Source organism: Pseudomonadota bacterium (genome assembly GCA_039033415.1).
Classification (GTDB): domain Bacteria; phylum Pseudomonadota; class Gammaproteobacteria; order Xanthomonadales; family SZUA-38; genus JANQOZ01.
In genome coordinates, this window is record JBCCCR010000015.1 from 114351 (window position 1) to 133086 (window position 18736).

The 18736-nt window shown below is 62.3% G+C and carries 19 protein-coding genes and 1 other RNA gene; 11 read left to right on the forward strand and 9 right to left on the reverse strand.

What is annotated here, in order from left to right; translation table 11 throughout:
* The first annotated feature begins 45 nt into the window (after window positions 1–45).
* From AAF358_13965 to AAF358_13990, 6 genes are read left to right on the forward strand one after another with little or no spacing between them, the layout of a single operon-like run.
* The gene (locus tag AAF358_13965) at window positions 46–345 is read left to right on the forward strand and encodes a hypothetical protein (protein ID MEM7706661.1); all 300 of its coding nucleotides are present in this window, start codon (window positions 46–48) and stop codon (window positions 343–345) included.
* Window positions 342–1760, forward strand: coding sequence for a cytochrome c oxidase accessory protein CcoG (gene ccoG, locus AAF358_13970; GenBank protein MEM7706662.1), 1419 nt, complete (start codon window positions 342–344; stop codon window positions 1758–1760). The genes AAF358_13965 and ccoG overlap by 4 nt, the downstream gene beginning before the upstream one ends.
* Complete coding sequence (locus AAF358_13975; GenBank protein ID MEM7706663.1) at window positions 1757–1975, forward strand: hypothetical protein; 219 nt, start codon at window positions 1757–1759, stop codon at window positions 1973–1975. Before ccoG ends, AAF358_13975 begins: the two co-directional genes overlap by 4 nt.
* Window positions 1965–4478, forward strand: coding sequence for a heavy metal translocating P-type ATPase (locus tag AAF358_13980; GenBank protein MEM7706664.1), 2514 nt, complete (start codon window positions 1965–1967; stop codon window positions 4476–4478). The genes AAF358_13975 and AAF358_13980 overlap by 11 nt, the downstream gene beginning before the upstream one ends.
* 16 nt (window positions 4479–4494) lie before the next feature.
* Complete coding sequence (ccoS, locus tag AAF358_13985) at window positions 4495–4662, forward strand: cbb3-type cytochrome oxidase assembly protein CcoS (GenBank protein ID MEM7706665.1); 168 nt, start codon at window positions 4495–4497, stop codon at window positions 4660–4662.
* Entirely contained in the window at window positions 4655–5419 is a 765-nt protein-coding gene (locus AAF358_13990; protein ID MEM7706666.1) for a sulfite exporter TauE/SafE family protein, read from the forward strand. The genes ccoS and AAF358_13990 overlap by 8 nt, the downstream gene beginning before the upstream one ends.
* Window positions 5420–5430: 11 nt before the next feature.
* Here AAF358_13990 and AAF358_13995 read toward each other — a convergent pair whose 3' ends face one another.
* Together AAF358_13995 and AAF358_14000 are read right to left on the reverse strand one after the other, a co-directional pair.
* Window positions 5431–6090, reverse strand: coding sequence for a response regulator (locus AAF358_13995; protein ID MEM7706667.1), 660 nt, complete (start codon window positions 6088–6090; stop codon window positions 5431–5433).
* Window positions 6087–7229, reverse strand: coding sequence for an ATP-binding protein (locus tag AAF358_14000; GenBank protein ID MEM7706668.1), 1143 nt, complete (start codon window positions 7227–7229; stop codon window positions 6087–6089). Before AAF358_14000 ends, AAF358_13995 begins: the two co-directional genes overlap by 4 nt.
* 123 nt (window positions 7230–7352) lie before the next feature.
* Between AAF358_14000 and AAF358_14005 the strand changes: the two genes are divergently transcribed.
* Window positions 7353–8327: a universal stress protein gene (locus AAF358_14005; GenBank protein MEM7706669.1), complete on the forward strand. Its 975-nt coding sequence runs from the start codon at window positions 7353–7355 to the stop codon at window positions 8325–8327.
* Here AAF358_14005 and AAF358_14010 read toward each other — a convergent pair.
* Entirely contained in the window at window positions 8298–9188 is an 891-nt protein-coding gene (locus AAF358_14010; protein ID MEM7706670.1) for a hypothetical protein, read from the reverse strand. The two genes, AAF358_14005 and AAF358_14010, sit on opposite strands and share 30 nt — an antisense overlap.
* Before the next feature lie 70 nt (window positions 9189–9258).
* Here AAF358_14010 and ffs point away from each other — a divergent pair.
* An RNA gene (gene ffs / locus AAF358_14015) (signal recognition particle sRNA small type) lies at window positions 9259–9355 on the forward strand.
* A 12-nt stretch (window positions 9356–9367) separates the two neighbouring features.
* Here ffs and AAF358_14020 read toward each other — a convergent pair.
* Both AAF358_14020 and AAF358_14025 read right to left on the reverse strand, forming a co-directional pair.
* Window positions 9368–9982, reverse strand: a complete 615-nt coding sequence (locus tag AAF358_14020; protein ID MEM7706671.1) for a TIGR04282 family arsenosugar biosynthesis glycosyltransferase — start codon at window positions 9980–9982, stop codon at window positions 9368–9370.
* Window positions 9979–10644 carry a TIGR04283 family arsenosugar biosynthesis glycosyltransferase gene (locus AAF358_14025; GenBank protein MEM7706672.1) on the reverse strand — a complete coding sequence of 222 codons (666 nt, stop codon included), beginning with the start codon at window positions 10642–10644 and terminating at the stop codon, window positions 9979–9981. The genes AAF358_14020 and AAF358_14025 overlap by 4 nt, the downstream gene beginning before the upstream one ends.
* 83 nt (window positions 10645–10727) lie before the next feature.
* Here AAF358_14025 and AAF358_14030 point away from each other — a divergent pair, with 83 nt between their 5' ends.
* Entirely contained in the window at window positions 10728–12821 is a 2094-nt protein-coding gene (locus tag AAF358_14030; GenBank protein ID MEM7706673.1) for an FAD-dependent oxidoreductase, read from the forward strand.
* A complete protein-coding gene (locus AAF358_14035) occupies window positions 12818–13630 on the forward strand; it encodes a DUF547 domain-containing protein (protein MEM7706674.1) in 813 nt (270 codons plus the stop codon). The genes AAF358_14030 and AAF358_14035 overlap by 4 nt, the downstream gene beginning before the upstream one ends.
* Here AAF358_14035 and AAF358_14040 read toward each other — a convergent pair.
* A complete protein-coding gene (locus AAF358_14040) occupies window positions 13602–14396 on the reverse strand; it encodes a 3-deoxy-D-manno-octulosonic acid kinase (protein ID MEM7706675.1) in 795 nt (264 codons plus the stop codon). The two genes, AAF358_14035 and AAF358_14040, sit on opposite strands and share 29 nt — an antisense overlap.
* Before the next feature lie 50 nt (window positions 14397–14446).
* Between AAF358_14040 and AAF358_14045 the strand changes: the two genes are divergently transcribed.
* A complete protein-coding gene (locus tag AAF358_14045; GenBank protein MEM7706676.1) occupies window positions 14447–15487 on the forward strand; it encodes a glycosyltransferase family 9 protein in 1041 nt (346 codons plus the stop codon).
* On the opposite strand, the gene AAF358_14050 is transcribed toward AAF358_14045, so the two are convergent.
* The 3 genes from AAF358_14050 to AAF358_14060 all read right to left on the reverse strand — a co-directional run bounded on the left by AAF358_14050 (window position 15481) and on the right by AAF358_14060 (window position 18706).
* Window positions 15481–15870: a DUF6165 family protein gene (locus AAF358_14050; GenBank protein ID MEM7706677.1), complete on the reverse strand. Its 390-nt coding sequence runs from the start codon at window positions 15868–15870 to the stop codon at window positions 15481–15483. The two genes, AAF358_14045 and AAF358_14050, sit on opposite strands and share 7 nt — an antisense overlap.
* Window positions 15867–16421, reverse strand: coding sequence for a hypothetical protein (locus AAF358_14055; GenBank protein ID MEM7706678.1), 555 nt, complete (start codon window positions 16419–16421; stop codon window positions 15867–15869). Before AAF358_14055 ends, AAF358_14050 begins: the two co-directional genes overlap by 4 nt.
* An 83-nt stretch (window positions 16422–16504) precedes the next feature.
* Window positions 16505–18706 (reverse strand): polysaccharide biosynthesis tyrosine autokinase, encoded by a 2202-nt coding sequence (locus AAF358_14060; GenBank protein ID MEM7706679.1) that lies wholly within the window; start codon window positions 18704–18706, stop codon window positions 16505–16507.
* Between the last annotated feature and the right edge of the window lie 30 nt (window positions 18707–18736).

The window sequence follows — 18736 nt, forward strand, 5'->3', positions numbered from 1 at the left end:
GTCGGGCGTCAGCCCGGCCTTTGAGCGCAAAGGCACCGATCGACCATGGCTAAACACTGGAACTGGCGCCAACGCAGCATCGCCGTCATCGTCTGGCCCTCGTTTCTGATGGCCAGCGTGGCGACACTGCTGTTTTTCGCCAAGATAGACCCGGCGCTGCTGCTCTCGGCTTTTGTCTTTCAAGTTGAGATGAGCAATCAGGCTGTCTATTCGCTGGGCTTTTTCTTTTTCTGGTTGATCTGTGCCGGCGCGTGCACCCTCAGCACCTGGCTGATTCGCACGGAACGGCGAATGGACAGCTTCCCCGAGGTGCCGCCCGACCTGCCTGTGGACCCGGAGCTATGACCACCGCCACGCCGACCAAGCGCGGCAACTCCAAGCGGGACGCGATACCCGTTGAGGTCAGCGGATCGCTTTATCAGAAAGAGTCCAAGATCTACGTCAAAGACGTTAAGGGACGCTTCGCCCGCCTGCGAAACATTGCCATGGTGGCCCTGCTGGGTCTGTTTTACGGCGTGGTTTGGCTGACGTGGGAGGGGCGCCAGGCGGTGCTTTTTGACCTCCCGGCTCGCAAGTTCTACATCTGGGGGCTGACGCTCTGGCCGCAGGACTTTATCTACCTGGCCCTGCTCCTGCTGCTGCTGGCGCTGAGCCTCTTTTTCTTCACCGCGCTGGCCGGCCGCTTGTGGTGTGGCTACGCCTGCCCACAGACGGTCTGGACCGAAGCGTTCATGCTGATCGAGCGTTGGGTTGAGGGCGACCGGAATCGCCGCATGAAGCTGGATAAGGGGCCGCGCAACAGGACGTTCCTGCTGCGCAAGAGCACCAAACAGTTTCTATGGCTTGCCCTGTCACTCTGGACCGGCATGACCTTCGTCGGCTACTTCATGCCGATCCGGGAGCTGGCCGCGGGTATCGTCAGCTTCAACCTGCATCCCTGGGCCTGGTTCTGGTTCCTGTTCTATGGCTTCGCCACCTACGGCAACGCGGGCTTTCTTCGCGAGCAGGTTTGCAAGTACATGTGCCCCTACGCGCGTTTTCAGAGCGCGATGTTCGACAATGACACGCTGATCATCGCGTACGACGAAAGCCGCGGTGAGCCGCGCGGCGGACGCAAGAAAAAGGTCGACCACCGTGCTCAAGGCCTCGGCGACTGCATCGATTGCACGCTCTGTGTCCAGGTGTGCCCCACCGGGATCGATATCCGGGACGGGCTGCAGTATGAGTGCATCGCCTGTGCGGCCTGCATCGACGCGTGTGACGAGGTCATGGACAAGATGTCCTACCCTCGCGGCCTGATTCGGTATACCTCCAACAACGCCGTGCGTGGCGGCAAAGCGCACGTGCTGCGCCCAAGGATGATTGTTTACGCGGTGCTGCTGGTTGTCATCAGCGTCAGCCTGGTGACCTCGGTCAGTACACGAACGCCGCTGCGGATGGAGGTTATTCGGGACCGCAATGCGCTCTATCGTGAGCTCGCTGACGGGCGTATCGAAAACGTCTACACCCTGCGGGTGATCAACATGACCGAACAGAGCGAAAGCTATGAGCTCGTTTTGTCGGGTAACCCTCAGCTGACCATCGACAGCCCGCAGATCACCGTGCCTGCCAATCAAACCGCCGCTTTTCCGCTGCGCATTCAGGCAGCACCCGAGGCGGGTATGGGCAGCATCCCGATCCAGCTTTCGCTGACCAGTCAGACCAACCCTGACGATCAGGTCATTCGTGACAGCAAATTTTTTCTGCCGGTGAAATCATGAAACCAACCCAAACCTCCTCTGCCGGCAGCCGCTGGTACCAAGAATCCGCGATGAAAGTGGTCGCCGGCGTACTCATTGCCACGCTGATGTCCGGTGTAACGATGCTTTCGCTCGCGCTGAGCAGCGATGATCCGCTGGTTATCACCGACGGCCAGTATCAGGAGCTGCGCGATGAGTTTCGTCTGACGGAGCCTCGCCCGGACGATGACGGCTGAAGCGATTCTGCGTCCATCATCCCGCGAGCAGCATATCGTGCTGAGCGACGGGCTGATCCAAGAGGGTACGTGCTTTCACTGCGCGGAACCGATCCCCCCCGGTCTGGACCTGTCGGTGAGTTACCGCGGCGAAGACCGGCGCGTTTGCTGCACCGGCTGCCAGGCGGTGGCCGAACTGATCATCAGCGGGGGCCAGGGTGACTACTACGAATATCGTGAAAGCCCGGCCGCCAGTCCCCAGCTTCAGGCAACCGAGACGGACTGGCAGGCGTTTGACGGCCAGGAAACGGTGGATAAAGACGGACAGGCTGAGGCAACTATCTGGATCGATGGTATCCACTGCGGTGCCTGCGGCTGGCTGATCGAGACCCAGCTGAAGGCAATCCGCGGCGTCCACTCCGTCGGCGTCGACCAACAGACCGGCATCACCCATCTGCGATGGTCCAATGAGTTTGTCCAGCAGAGCACGTTGCTCGAAACCATTGCAGCGCTTGGCTATCAACCCCACCCGCTTTCCGGCAGCGAGCTTGACGAGAGCCTGGCCCGCGAACGTGCAGCGTTCCTCAAGCAGCTTGCGGTGGCGGGTTTGGGCATGATGCAGGTCTCCATGTTTGCCATCGGCACGTATTTTGGTCCAGAAAACGGGATGGACCCGGCGGTCGAGCGGCTGCTGTATCTCGTGTCGATGGTGGTTGCGGCGCCGGTGGTTTTCTACTCCGGCGTGTCCTTTTTTGCCGGCGCCGTCCGCGCCCTCCGGGCCCGCCAGCTGAACATGGACGTACCCGTGTCCATTGCGCTGCTGCTGGCCTTCGGCGCGAGCACCATCAACTTTTTCCGCGGCGACGGGCCCATGTATTTTGAGTCCGCCACCATGTTTGTGTTTCTGCTCCTGGCCGCACGCTTTATTGCGATGGGCGTCCGACACAAGGCGGTCGATGCGCAGCGGGCGCTCCTGCCGATGTTGCCCGACGCGGTGATCAAGATTATCGAAGATGGGCCGGCGCTCCAGGAAGTCAGCGTCCCCCGCGCCAGCCTTCAGCCGGGCGACCTCATCCGGGTTAGACCCGGGGACGCCATCGCAGCGGACGGGGTGATCGAAAGCGGCGCCACGACCATCAATGAGGCGCTGATGACCGGGGAATCACACCCCAGGACTGGCGCAGTCGGCGAGCTGGTGCTCGCGGGCAGCGGCAATATCGATGGCAGCATTACGGTACGAATCACCCGCGCGGGCCGGGACTGCACCCTGTCCCAGGCCGCAGACCTTCTCAACCGCGCTCGCCTCAGCAGACCGCAACAGGTGCTCACCGCCAATCGGGTTTCCAGCGTGTTTGTCGCCTGCCTGCTGCTGGTTGCTACCGGCGTATTCTTTTTCTGGCTGCCGGCAGGCTTCGAGCGGGCTTTCAGCACCACGCTGGCAGTCCTCGTCGTGACCTGCCCCTGCGCGCTCTCGCTCGCCATACCGGCGGCGCTATCCGCGGCCACAACCCGCCTCGCCCGGGACGGCCTGCTGGTCAGCCGGCTCGACGCGCTGGAAGTACTGCCGCGGGTCACGTGTGCGTTGATCGACAAAACCGGAACCTTGAGTGAGGGACGGCCGGGAATCAGCGCCGTCCGGCTGAATAGCTCTCACCCGAAGGCCATAGACCGGGCCACGCTGCTCGACTGGATGGCTGCACTGGAGAAACACAGCAACCACCCGCTCGCCGCAGCCTTCCGAGGCATTCGGAGCAGCGCCCAGGCAGACGCGGTATCGGCGGTCGCCGGGCAGGGCATTCAGGGAAAGATTGAGGGTCGCAACCTCAAGCTGGGTAGCGCTGCCTTTACCGGCGACGTCACCCAGGCAGACGAACCGCTGATCCTCGCGGACGAAACCGGTGTTCTGGGCTGGGTTGAGGTCACCGACCCCTGGCGGGAGGATACGGCCAAGACGCTCAGCCGCCTCGCTGCCGCCGGAATCAGGATCGTTATTGCCAGCGGGGATCACGACAAGCGGGTCCAGCGCGCCGCCGCCGAACTGGGCATTCGATTCGCTGCGGGCGAGCTGAGGCCCGATCAGAAGCTCACGCTCCTCCGTCAGCTGCAGGCTGAGGGAGAAACCGTTTTGGCGTTGGGTGACGGCGTCAACGATAGCGGGCTACTGGGTGGGGCTGATGTGTCTGTTGCGATGGCCGAGGGAGCCGACCTCGCGACCGCTGGCGCGGACGTGGTTCTGACGGGCCGCAGACTAGGGCCGCTGCTGATGTTGCTAACGGCAGCCCGCTATTGCCGCATGATCGTCCGGCAGAATCTCATCTGGGCGGTAGCGTATAACGTGATTGCGGTGCCGTTTGCGGCGGCCGGACTGATCGGCCCGGGCCTGGCAGCACTCGGGATGTCAGCCAGCTCGCTGGTCGTCATCCTCAACGCCGCCAGGCTGGCAAAAATGGATCTGGCTGCCGGCGAATCCCAATCCCCTGGCGCTGCAGACCGCAACAGCGTTCCCCAGCCACAACCGGCTTAGCTGACGACATACCAATATGAAGATACTGTTTTTATTGATACCCCTGAGCCTGATGCTTCTCAGCGTTGCCGTCTGGGGCTTCTTCTGGATGGTCCGCCATCGCCAGTTCGAGGATATGGACGCCGCCGCATGGCGGATCCTGCCCGATGACGTCACTCCAGCGAATCGCACCAACGATGAATGAACCACTGACCATCGGGGCGGCGCTCATCGCCGGTTTGGTCGGAAGCGGCCACTGCCTGGGCATGTGCGGACCGCTGGCCGCGCTGGCCGGGCTCAATCGACAGGGTCGCGGGGCGGCCGCAGCTTCGGCGCTCACCCACAATCTGGGCCGGCTGCTCAGCTACGGGCTGCTCGGCGCACTGATCGGGGCGCTGGGCATGGCTGCCGGCTCGCTCGCACCCGTCGCCGCGGCGGGCCCGGCGCTGCGCATTGCGCTTGGCGTGATCCTGGTATTGCTGGGTCTGCAGCTTGTTGCCCCGCGTTTTCGGCTCAACCCGCTCGATCTCGTCAGCCGCAAGCTGGGCGTACCGCTGTGGCGGCGCCTGCAGCCGCTGACCCTAAAACTCAACCAGCGGAAGGGATTTGCCGCCAACCTGGCGCGGGGCATGCTCTGGGGCTGGCTCCCCTGTGGATTGGTGTACAGCCTGCTGGCTCTGGCTGCGGTGTCGGGTTCTGCCACGAGTGGCTCGCTGGTCATGGTGGCTTTCGGCGTCGGCACCCTTCCCGCCATGCTGGGCGTTGGCCTCCTCGGCAGCCCGCTGGCAGGCCTGTCCAAGGCGCGCCTGAAGCCCCTGATGGGAGCGATGATGATCGCCAGCGGTTTTGCCGTGTCCGCGATGCCGGTGATGCACCTGAGCGGCGCCCATGATCATAGTCACGCTCACCAGGCGCCTCAGCCTAGCGAGGATGGCGCGCACCACGAGCATCACCGACACTAATCGATCGTGGCCTATTCCGTTTGCCGGGAAAAGTAGTCGACCTGGTGCAGCATTCGCACGAGGTGCGCAAGGTTTCTTACCCCCATTTTCTCCATGACGTGGGTTCGATGGATTTCCACCGTCCGCTGTGAGATCTCCAGATCCAGCGCGACAACTTTATTGGCTTTACCGTCGGCCACCATGCCCATGACTTGCCGCTCGCGAGGCGTCAGCGATTCGATTCGGCGCTGGATGTCTTTCATATCGGCCGCCTCGCGCTGGCCCTCGCGACATTCGTTCATCGCTGTCTGAACCCGATCCAGCAGGTCCTGGTCCCGGAAAGGCTTTGGCAGGAAGTCGACGGCCCCACGCTTCAGCGCCTCGACCGCCATCGGAATATCCCCATGGCCGGAGATAAAGATGATCGACAGTTCCTTGATACCCCGCTCCTGGAGCAGGTCCTGAAGCTCGAGCCCGCTCATCTGAGGCATCCGGACGTCCAGGATCAGTACCCCGGCATCGCCGCCGTAACCGTCCAAAAATTCTGCGGCTGACGAGAAGGTTTTGCATTCGATCGACACCGAGTCCAGCAGAAAAGCGATAGCGTCTCGCACCGCCGAATCATCATCCACCAGGTAGACAGGCGTTTGATCACCCTGCTCAGCGGCCGGGCCTTGATCCCTAGCATTCATGTTGGTATCTCCTGAGTTGGCGGCAGAGCCAGCACAAAGCGGCTGCCTCCCGCCGGGTTTTCTTCACACCAAAGGCGCCCACCGTGGCCTCGCATGATCGTGCGGCAGATCGACAGTCCAACGCCCATGCCGCTGGGCTTACTCGTGTGAAACGGCTCAAAGATCCGCTCGCGCTGATCCTCGTTTACACCGGTGCCGTGGTCAACGACGGCAACTCGCACCTCGCCATCAACCTGTTCGCTGATGACGTAGAGCCCCTGTGAGATCTGGCTTGGCCGAACCATCGACTCCAGGCCGTTCCTGATCAGATTCAGCAGCACCTGCTGAATCTGCACCGGGTCGATATCGACCGCCGGGAGGTTTTCCTCCAGCTCCAAAACAATGGGGGCACCGCTGTCGCGAGCTTCGAGCGCCGCCAGCTCCATCAGTTCACGGATCACGTCGTTGATCGGTCGCGTAGAGCGGGGCGTCTCCTCGCGGCGGGACAGCGCCCGGATGCGCTCCACCACCCTGCCCGCCCGTCGGGCCTGCTCACCGATCTGCTCCAGCGCGTAGTTGAGGCGTTCACCGTCGGGCGGATCTTTCGATAACAGCCGACGCCCAGCGTCAGCGAACGTCGCCATCGCGGCGAGCGGCTGGTTGATTTCGTGAGCTATTCCTGCACTCATCTCGCCCAGCGTGCTCGTCCGGTGGAAACTCGCCAGGGTCTGCTGGAGGTCATTGATATTGCGCCGCTCCGCCTGAAGCTCAGACTGCAGCTGATTGCGGGGCCGCAGGTCCTGCATAATCGCCACAAACAGCTGCCGGCCGTCGACCGACGCGTGTCCGACAGACAGGTGGATCGACAGCTCGTCGCCGCCCTGATGACGCCCCGTGACCTCCCGCCCGATACCGATGATCTTTCGCTCGCCGGTGCCGAGATAGCTCTCCATATACCGGTCGTGATGGGCGTGATCGTGGCTACCCATCAAAATTCGAACGTTCTGACCCTGAACCTCTTCCTCGGTATAGCCAAAAAGCGCCTGCGCACCGCTATTGAACAGCAGGATTTCGCCGCTCTCATCACTGATGATAATCGCCTCCACCGCCGCGTCCAGCAGCGCTTTCAGCAGCCCACTTTCGTCCTTGTGGCTAATCACTTCGCCCATCATGAGAATTTGGCTCTACGTAGTTTCCGAGGTGCCTTTTCGGACACCCCGTCTGGCAGACTTGCGGGCAGCAGACGTAAAGTTTGCATCAGAGTAAGAGCAGGTAGGACAACCGTGCAGCAAATTGTTATTGATATCGCTGATCCCACCAGTAAAGATCAGCCCGCGCTGGACGCTGCGCTCGCGTGCCGTTCGCCGGAATCTACGCTCGCCCTGTTCCACAATGTCTATCATAAATCAATCATGGATGACCCTGGAAATCAGGATCAGGTGCTCGACGAAGTTCGGGACCTTTTGCTGGAATCCAGGCACGGGCAGCTCGAGGAGCTGGCCAGCGATCGGCTGGGCCAGAAGGTGGCCATTCATCTAGTGTGGGCCGAGCAAGGTTGGCAGGAGCTGATTCGGTTTTCAGCACAGTCGAACGCCTCGCTGGTGGTGACCCAGACCGTTCACAAGAACCGGTGGCAACGTCTGACGCTGAGCAATGAAGATTGGGAGACCATCCGTCACTGCCCCATTCCGCTGCTTCTCGCCAGATCGGACACCGCGGATCGCTACCAGCAGGTGATCGCCGCCATCGACCCGCTGCATCTCGACGATAAACCCGCGTCGCTGGATCAGAAAATCCTCCATCACGCGAGCGGGCTGGCCAAACTTCACAGCGCACCGCTGAAGGTGGTCAATGTGGTTGTTCCCACCCAGCTCGCCCCGATGGGCGGCATGGAATCCGCTATGGCCGTCTGCGAGGTCTCCGAGCAGGTGCTCGACGCGCACAAGGAGGCCACCAGTCGGCTGATGGATGCAGAGAAATGCAGCCGCGGCGCCGACAGCCACGTGGTGGTCGGCAATCCCGAGGAAGAGATTGTCGAGCTCGCCAATGCCACTTCCGGTTCGCTGGTGGTGATGGGCGGCGTGTCGAGGACTCGACTGCAACGCCTGCTGATCGGCAGTACCGCCGAGCGGGTTCTGGACAAGCTCACCGGCGACGTGCTGATCGTTAAGCCGGCTGACTTCGGGGTCGACATGCCGGCAGTCGACGCGCTCATACAGGCGAGCATGTCACCGATGACGCGATCCTTTATCGGCTGACAGCCAGCGATCGATGGCGCTGGCGAGCCTTGCCGGCGCCCCGTCCGACAGCCGCAGATATAGCGAGGGCTCAACCAGCTCAAGTTCCATGAGGCGGATTCCGCCCTGGGTCTCGACCAGGTCCACCCTGGCGTAGAGCGGCTGCTCGTTCAGCTCTGCGAGCACACGTTCGGCTAACGCTGTCATGGGCGCCTCGGCGGCGACGGCATCTAGCTGACCGCCATGCTCCTCCTGGACCCGAAAATCACCCTCCGCCGGCCTTTTGCACACCACGTGGCTGAGCTCGCCGGCAAAGTAGAACAACGAATGTTCACCCTCGCTGACGATCTCCTTTAGAAACGGCTGCAGCATACACGGGCGATCGCTGAAACAGCCCAAGGTGGCCTGCTCGACCGAACCGGGTGTCATCCGAAAGGTGTCGCGCGCGCTGGCTCCCAGCACAGGCTTCAGCACCAGCTCCTGGCAACCGAAGGAATCAAAGGCCTGATTGATCGCGTTCTGCGACAGGTCATCCAGCCAAAGCGTCGGTACAACCGGCACCTCCCTCCCCTCAAGCTCTCTGAGATACCGCTTGTCGAGGTTCCAACGCACCAACGACAGACTGTTAGCCAGCGGTGTGCCGACCGCGGCAATGGCCTCGAGCGCCGCCATAAACTGCTCGGCCGCCTCGGTGTAATCCCAGGGACTGCGAATCACGACACCGGCGTAGTCGCGCCAGTCGACACCCGCCCGCCACGACACAAACTCGGCCGTCCTGCCGAGTGCTGCCAACGGTTCAATCAACAGCTCGTCGTCGGTGACGTGCCCGTGCAGATCGTCGGTGGTCAGCAGGGCCACAGGCCGATTTTTTTTGGTTTTCACGGCTTAACTCCAGAGCTTGACGACTGCTATAATCGCGCTCCCGCAAGTCGCGGGACGCTATGGCGACCTTCGTCGGTCCCTTCGCAACGAACCATTGTGGACCCCGTCAGGCCCGGAAGGGAGCAGCGGCAACAGTGAACTCGTGTGCCGAAGTGTGGCTGGCGAAGGAAGCCACCATCTCATCGAATCACCCCAAGCGCTTCCGCCCGCCGGAGGTCGGCGCCCTCGTCCAGGTCATGGCACGTCGGCAGCAGCTCAAGCTTTAGCCTGAGGTCCGTCACGTGCGCCATCGTCTGCTGCCAGACCAAAGCGGTACCCCAGTCGATGTCGTTGAACAGCGCCTGACAGGGCGCCGCGGGAGCCACCAGATAGTAGCCGCCGTCAACGCTCGGCCCCAAAACGAGATCAGCGCCACGCTTAAGCTGACGGGAAGCCTCACGCAAGTGCTCAGGCTCCAGGTCAACAATATCTGAGCCGATGAGCATCACCTGCTGATGCCGCGCGAGCCCGTCGCTCAGGGCGTGGTGCATCCTCGCGCCCAGGTCGTCCCCGCGCTGGCGCCGGATCGTCGCCTCGAGTCCCTCCTCGTCCAGCAGGGATTCCAGCGGTTTCGACGAAGCGCCAGCCATCCAGACCTCGAGCGCAAAACCGGTTGCCGCCGCCTGCTCGAGCGTGCGTCGCAGCAGCTGCTCATAAACCGCCAGGGCGCGTTCGGCCCCAACCTCCGGAATCAGGCGGGTTTTGACCTGCCCAAGCACCGGCGCTCGGGCAAAAACCTGGATGAGCGCACTCAACCTCGCGGCGCCCGACGTTGGTAGTAATCGGCAATCCGAGCTGGACTGACGCCGAGCGTATAGGCCGCGCGGAGCGTCCACATCTCCAGCACGGTACGACCCACACCCCGCTGCTCCCAGCGTCGGCTTGAGGTGATCAGTGTCGGCCTGGCGATCAGCGGGCGTGCCTGGCGGCGCAGCCGCTTGCTGAGCTCGATGTCTTCCATCAGCGGCAGCGCAGGTATGCCGCCGATGCGCTCCAAAAGGCCACGCTGCGCAAAAATTCCCTGATCGCCGGTGGCGATGCCGGTCAGTCGTGTCCGCGCATTCATGCTCCACTCCACCACTCTCAGCTGCCAGAGGCGGCCACTCAGCCCGATTCTGAAAAAGCCCCAGGGTGCCTCACGATGGTTTTGCAGGAAGGTGAAGTGGGCCATTTCGACAACGCTGTCGGCGTGCAGCATCCAAACCAGCGGACCTTGTGCAGCCTCGATACCCGCCTGCAGCTGTCGCGCGCGTCCGGTGGATTTTGAAAGCAGCTGGTCGCAAAGCGGGTCTGCAATGGAAGCGGTTGAGTCGCTGCTGGCGCCGTCCACGACGATGACCTCGGCACCGAGGTTTCGCAGGCCTTGCAAGCCGACGAGGGTTCGCTCGATGATGGCGGCCTCATTGTGGACCGGCATCACCACACTCAGCCACGGTTCAGCGGACACAGCGCAGGGAGAGAGAATTGAAGGGCAGGATTAAAATTTTTGTTGTTGTCGTCATGGTGTTGGCCGTGGCGGCGTTTTTTCTACTCGACCTGGGTGAATACCTCTCGCTTTCGGCCCTGAAGTCGCGGCTGGCTGATTTCCGCGAATACCAGGCTGAAAATGGCGTTTTGACCGCCGGCATTTTTTTCGGTGTCTATGTGCTTGTTACCGGCTTGTCTCTGCCCGGTGCGGCTCTGTTAACGCTGCTGGCGGGCGCATTGTTTGGACTGGCAACCGGGACCCTGTTGGTGTCCTTTGCTTCCACGCTCGGCGCTACGCTCGCCTTTCTAGCGGCTCGGCTGGTGCTCGGTGACAGTGTCCGCCAACGTTTTCCCAAGGCTTTTGCCGCTTTTGACCGGGGCATGGAAAAAGAGGGTGCCTTCTACTTATTTTCGCTACGCCTGATTCCGCTGTTTCCGTTTTTTGTCATCAATCTGGTCATGGGCCTGACCAAAATCCGAACCCTGGTTTTCGCCGGCGTGAGCCAGCTTGGCATGCTGCCGGGCACCCTCGCCTACGTCAATGCCGGACAGCAGCTCGCTGCGCTCGACTCCCTGTCAGACATTGTGAGCCCGGGACTCATCGGTTCTTTTGTTGTGCTGGGGCTCGTCCCGCTGGTGGGTAAGCGGGTGGTTGAGGTGGTCCGCCGCCGCCGCCTCTATTCGCGCTTTGAAAAGCCGGCCCAGATCGATCGCAATATCATTGCCATCGGCGGCGGCTCGGCGGGGCTGGTAACGTCGTTTATCGCCGCTGCGGTGAAGGCCAAAGTCGCTTTGGTTACCGACGACAAGATGGGCGGCGACTGCCTCTACACCGGCTGCGTGCCCAGCAAATCGCTGCTGCGAAGCGCGAGGTTTATGCAGGACGTCAGGCAGCACCAGGCGTTCGGTTTCGCCTCTGCCAGCGCCGAGGTGGATTTCGCAGCGGTGATGGGGCGGGTGCAGAAAATCATTCAAACCATCGAGCCACACGACTCGCCAGAGCGCTACGAATCGCTCGGGGTCGAGTGCGTCAGCGGTCACGCAAAAATTGTCTCGCCCTGGGAGGTTGAGGTGGACGGCCGGCGTCTCAGCGCCGCCAACATCGTCATCGCCACCGGCGGCAAGCCGTTTGTGCCGCCGATCGACGGGATCGACGAGTGCGACTACCTCACGTCCGATACGCTGTGGGAGCTCAGCGAGCAGCCGGACCGGCTGGTGATCCTCGGCGGCGGCCCGATTGGCTGCGAGATGGCTCAGGCTTTTGCTCGGCTGGGCAGCCAGGTTGAGTTGGTCGAGCGGGGCGAACGGCTGCTGGCGCGCGAGGACACCGACGCGGCGGAGGTCGTTCAGCAGACGTTGGTCGACAACGGAGTCAGCCTGCGGCTGCGGCACAGCGCCGTTCGGGTTGAGAACGGCAAGACGCTAATCTGCGACGGGCCCGACGGCGAGCTTTCGCTACCGTTTGATCGCCTGCTGGTAGCGGTCGGACGCCGAGCCAACACCAAAGGCCTCGGCCTGGAAGAATTGGGCATCGAGACCGAGCCCAATGGAACGGTGTCGGTCAATGATCATCTGCAGACCCGCTATCCCAACATCTACGCCTGCGGTGACGTTATCGGGCCTTATCAGTTCACCCATTCGGCTTCTCACGAGGCCTGGTACTGCGCGGTGAACGCACTGTTCGGAAAATTCCGGAAGTTTCGGGTGGACTACAGCGTGCTGCCCTGGGTCACTTTTACCGAGCCCGAGCTGGCGCGTGTGGGCCTCAACGAGACGGAAGCGCGGGAACAGGGGATCGATCACCAGGTCATCCACTATTCACTCGAGGGTCTCGACCGAGCGCTCGCCGACGAGGCGGCCCACGGCTTTGTCAAAGTCATTACGGCCGGTAAAAGCGACAAAATCCTGGGTGCCACGGTGGTCGGCCATCACGGCGGTGAGCTGCTCGCTGAGTTCACCCTTGCCATGCGCCACGGCCTGGGTCTGAAGAAGATCATGGGCACCGTACACCCCTACCCGACCTTCAGCGAGGCCACCAAATTTGCCGCCGGTCGTTGGCAGGACGCCAACAAACCCGAATGGCTGATGCCATGGCTTGAAAAATTCCATCGATGGAGCCGCTCATGAAAATCACTCAAACCATCAGTGTGGCCGCCGCGCTGGCGATGGCGATGACACTGCGCCCGGCAAGCGGCGAGGATGTGATGCCCCACCCAGGCTTCGCTGAGTACGCGACGCTGCTGCAAGGCGCGGTACGATTCAACGACGAGCGTACCGCCAGCGAAGTCGATTACGCCTGGCTCGCCGACCGCCGACAGGACCTCGAGAGCGTGCTGGACGCGCTGAGCGGCGTGACGCAGGAGACCTACACCCAATGGCCGGAAAGTGCCCAGCTGGCGTTTCTGATCAATGCGTACAACGCTTTTACGCTCGAGCTCATTCTGACGCGCTACCCGGACCTCGAGTCGATCAAGGATCTCGGCTCGCTGTTTCGGTCACCCTGGAAGCAAGAATTTTTTACCCTGCTGGGCGCTGAGCGGTCGCTGGACGAGGTGGAACACGAAATGATTCGGGGCACCTTTGCTGAACCGCGAATCCACGCTGCCGTGAACTGCGCTTCCTGCGGCTGCCCGGCCCTGCTGGCGGAACCGTTTGCAGCGGCCAAGCTCGATGAGCAGCTGGCCACCGCTATGGGCGGATTTCTGGCCGACCGGCAACGAAACTACTACGACACGGCCAGTAGCCGAGTCTGGGTTTCGCCGATCTTTGACTGGTACGAAGAGGACTTTGCCGCCGCGGAAGGCACCCTCGAGAACTACCTGGCAACGTATGCCGACAGGTTGGGCCTGCCGCCAAAGACGCCCGCCTCAGACCTCAAGGTGAAGTTCACCGACTACGACTGGCAGCTCAACGACCTGGGGCGCTGCGGGCAGTAACAGCCGCCGGGGCGTCGGGCGTCGCGCGCCGGCTGGCCCGCTCGGCCGACTCGAGTGCCGGCCAGCTTTCCAGGAGGCGGTCATGAGACCGCTCGGGAGATACCTTCAGCGCCGATCGCTTGAGTCGATCCAGGGTTCGCTGCTGCCACGACCCTGGGCTTTGTAGAGTCCCGCGATCAAGATCGATGATGTGCACGCCCGAGTCCGCCAGCAGCACGTTGTGACAGTTGAGATCAGCATGGAGAACGCCGGCCGCCTGGAAACGACCCACGACGGCCCCGACGCGGGTCAACGTGTCACCCAGCGGGTCATGGGTCGCTCCGGCATTGGCGTCAGACTCGCTCAGGGTGTGTGCCAGGTATTGAGCCAGCGTAAATCGATGGGGAATAAAGCGGGTGATCAGATCCGCGCGATACCACGCGCCGCTGCGCCGGTAGCGCGCCGCCAGCGGCGCGGAGGTCGGGAGGCTGAGACCCACCAGCTTGCGCAGCAGTTCAAATTCGCGAACCGCGCGTACCTTTCGATGCCCGGTAAAGAGGTAACGATCGCGGCTGAAGCGGGCCACAAGGCCACCGCGCTGGTAGTGACGCAGCGCCCAGCGTTCATTGTTGTGCTCGAAAAAGACCACCGCACCACGACCGGCGGCGCTGCCGGCGAGCTGCTGTCGGCCGGTCCAAAAGTCTGGATCGAACCACTCGTCAACCGCAGCTTTCTCGCTCAACGCCGGGTTGGTTAAGATAACGGTCGAGCCCTTTCGAGATATCATTCCCTGCTCCACCGCTTCATTATGCTCGCCAAGATCGTGTCACACCAACTATGAGGCAGGTCTGCCTCCTGCGGATTTCGGCGATCGGTGACGCGGTCCACGCCCTCGCCGTCGTACGCGCAATCCAGCAGGCAGAGCCCGATACGGCGTTGACCTGGGTCATCGGCGGGTTTGAGCGCCGCCTCATGGAGGGAATCAGCGGCGTAAGGCTGGTCACGTTTGATAAGGGCGCAGGGCTGGCCGGTTATCGGCGGCTTCGGCAGGAGCTGGGCCGCGAAACCTTCGACGTGCTGCTGCACCAGCAGGTTGCGCTGCGAGCCAATCTGGCATCACTTATGATCAAGGCTGCTCAGCGCATCGGCTACGACCGTCAACGTGCGCGTGACGGCCACGGGCTGTTCATCAATGAGCGAATTGCGGCGGTCTCGGGCCAGCACGTACAGGATGCTCTCCTGTCGTTTCTCGCACCGGCGGGCATAACACCGCCGGCAGCACCAACCTGGAATCTGCCAATTTCCGATGATGATCTTGCTTTTGCCATCGAGCATGTCGACGCGACCCGACCGACGCTGACGCTATGCCCCGTGTCATCTCACGCGCTGCGCAACTGGCGACCCGAGCGCTACGCCGCGGCGGCCGACCACGCGGCGGAATTCCACGGTATGCAGGTCATTATCGCCGGCGGCCCGTCGGACTTTGAGCAAAACTACAATGCGGATATTGCGGCTCGCATGCGCCAGCCGGTGCTGAATTTGACGGGCAAAGATACGCTTAAGCAGCTTGCCGGGCTGCTGAAGCTGTCCCAGCTGGTGCTGGCGCCCGACACGGGCCCTATGCATATCGCGAACGCGGTCGGTACGCCTGTGCTGGGGCTCCATGCCGCCAGCAATCCGCGACGCAGCGGGCCCTACAGCTCGTTGGATTGGTGTGTGGATCGGTATGACGCTGCGGCCCGCAAGTATTTGGGCAAGCCGGCTGCGCAGCTCCGGTGGGGACAGAAGATTGAACGGCCCGGTGTCATGGACCTGATTGCGGTGAGTGACGTGACGGAGCGGCTCGACGCGTTCGCCGCGCAGCTCCCGAGTCAGTAAGGCTCGTACGACTTTTCTTCGATCAGCGCCGAGCCGAGTGCGAGATTGATGTCTTTTTTGATGACGGCCCGGCGGTCGTTGGTGACATAAACCGCCCGCGCCAGCTCGACAAAGCGATCGTCGAAGGTGCTTGCCGCCTCTTTCAGGCGGATCTTGTCCTCAATTTCCCAGAGGGTCAGGTTGACCGCTCTTAGCTGCTCTCGGGCGTCTGTCACCAGGTGCGCGTCATCGACATGGGTGTCCCAGACCTTCGACAAGAGCTCGAGCTCATGCCGCACATTTTCGAGCTTGGTGGCATCTTTAATTCGCTCCGCTTTGATTTCCAAAATGGTGATCTTGTCGAGTAGTTCACCGTAGGAAACCGGTATCGATACCTCACTCATGGACTTCCCTCTTCCCTGTCAATGATGCCGAGACGCTGGCAGTGTCCAACCGCCAAAAGGTTTTCCGCCGTCAACCGACAGGCCGGGCCGGCAAACCCATAGTCTCGTGCTAGTTCGATCGCCAAGGCGGGCTCTCGGACCGCCGTGCTCACCAGCAGTGCTTCAAGCTGCTGTTGCTGATCGGGAGAGAGATAATGCCAGTGAAGTCGCGCGAGGGGAAATATTGCGGCAAACACCCGCGTTTCGTTGGGACCCAGAACCATGGCTTCCGCCAGGGCCGCCGCAAACTCTTTATTGCCCGGCTCGTTGGCGGCCCACCAGCTCGCCCGTCCTACCGACGGCTGAAAATCGTAGGGCCGCGCCCGGGCGACGCGATCAAAAGCCTCGAGCGCCGAAGCGTCTGCGGGGTTCTGCGCCATTTTCCAGCGGCCATTGAGCCAGTGAGCAGCGGGATCGGGTAACAGTAACGCCACGGCCAGCGGCCCCTGCACCTGCTGGGGCGCTTGGGGTTCGGGTTTGCCTGCCCAGCGGTCGAAGGCGCGGGACGCCAACGTCAGGGAGGCTTGCTGTACGCACAGCACCAGGCTGGCGATACAGAGAAACGCCGGCAGTGTCGCCGCAGCGAGGCGGGGAATCAGGTGTCGCTGGATGTTCGCTTCCCGTAGGCCGCGTAATAGTCCATCCCGTACGCGCCATACTTCCCGTAGTAGCGCTGGCTGCGCAGCTCAACGGAATTCAGCACTGCGCCGATCAGATGAGCGTTGACCCGGCCGAGTCGTTTGATGCCGGTTTGCACGGCCTGCACTGGCGTTGAATCGCTCTTGACCACATACACCACCGAGGTCGCCAGCTTGGAAAGGACCATCGCATCGCTGACCGCCAGCGCCGGGGCGCAGTCGATGACAATGTAGTCAAAACTCTCGGAAAGGCGATCGAGCGCGGCGGCAAAACGCTGTGAGGACAGCATCTCCAGCGGGTTTGGCGGCGGGTTGCCCGCAGGCATCACAAACAGCTGCTGGTCACCCTCCGTGTCCATCTGGTGAATACAGGTTTTAAGATCCGCCTCTTCAGCGATGAAGTGAGAGAGCCCAAAATTGCTGTTATCCCGCTCGGTTGCGGTGGCGACCATCGGCCGACGCATGTCGGCATCAATCAGCAGCACGGTCTTCATCTCGGCCATCGCCCGGGCCAGGTTCACCGACAGGGTGGTTTTGCCCTCCCCTGGCACCGACGAGGTGACCAGCAGGATGCGCTGATCGGCGTCCAGGTCCGAGAGCAGCACGCCGGTGCGCACGGTACGTATCGCCTCGGAGAACAGGCTTTGTCGATCGTTCGAGAACGTGCTGAACGGCGTCAGGTCCTGCTTGCCGCCCGTCTTGAGACGAGGCAGTACACCGAGCACGGCGAGACCCGTTCGTTTTTCCAGGTCGTCGGCGGTCTTGAAGGTGTTGTCCAGATGCTCCAGCAGGAACGCCAGCGCGATCGCGCCCAGCAGCGACAGCATAAACGCGATCGACAGGCTGCGCTTTTTGTTGGGCCAGACGGGATAGCCCGGCGACCGCGCCTGCTCAACGACCCGCGCGTTGGCGGTCTGGATGTCCCCCGACGCTGAGGCCGATTTGTACTGGGTAAGAAACTGCTCGTAGATTTCGCGGTTTTTGTCCGCCTCGCGCTGCAGCGCCTGCAGCCGGAACTCTTGCCGGTCGATATTGCGCAGCCGACTTTTAACCAACTCAAGCTCCGCGTTGGCCGCCCGCTCTGCGGCCTGCGCGTTGTCGAACCGCCGCGACGCATCCTGCCGGGCAATCTGAGCCTGACGGTCGAGCACCGATTGGGCGGAACTAAGCTCGGACTGAGCCTCGATCATCCGCGGGTGTTTGGGCCCATAGCGCTGGCCGAGCTCATCGACTTTGCGGCGCGCTGCCAACAGGGTGTCGTTGGCGGCCGCTACCTGAGGATCGTTCAGCAGTGCGCTTTCGTCGCCGAAACCGGCATCGATCTGATCCTTGGTTATCTGCGAGTCGAGGCGCAGCTGGCGCGCAACGCTCAGCTTTTCCGTTGCGAGCGTGAGCTCCTGGCTAGCGATGCTGTCTGCACCCTGCACGCTCATGAGACTCTGGGAGTCGAGAAAGGCCTGTACCTGCTGCTCGGACTGTTCCCAAGCGTCCTTGAGTTCGACAAGCCGCTCGGTGAGATAGTCGGTGGCCGCGCGACTCATCTCTACGCGTCCGTCGAGGTTGTCCGCGATGTAGGCGTCGGCAACCGCGTTGGCGATATCCGCCGCTTCCCGCGGGCTGGTGCTGGAAAAGCTGACGTCGACGAGCTGACTGTTGCGCCGCGGGCTGACCTGAATCCCGCCCACGATCCAGCTGACCAAACCGTCCACGCGCTCAGCCTGAGACGGCGGCTCGGGAGCCGGGCTGCGCAGCGCGTCGGGCAGCAGATCACGCCAGGAGAAGCCTTCGGTCGAAGCCGACGCCTGGCTGACGGCGGGCGTTGCGAGGTCGAGATCATTCACGACGCGTTCGCCGATTGCGCGCCGTTTGATCAGCCCGTACTGCGTTTGGTAGTAAAGCCAATGGTCCGTGTAGCCTGCGTAGGCGTCCTGGACCGGCGAAAACTGCACTGGACTTCGCTCGATCAACAGCGTGGCGGTGGCTCGATAGACGGGAATCTGCCGATTGACGAACAGCGCTGCAACCGCGGTCGCCAAAATCGTCAGCACCAGGATGGCCCACTTGTGTTTGTCGATTACCCGCCAAATCTGGCGCAGGTCAAACCGCCGCTCGTTTTCAGCGTTCTCAACTACCTGGGTCTGCAGATTGAGCTGCTGCATCTCGTTCACCTGGCTCTTCTGGGCGTCCTT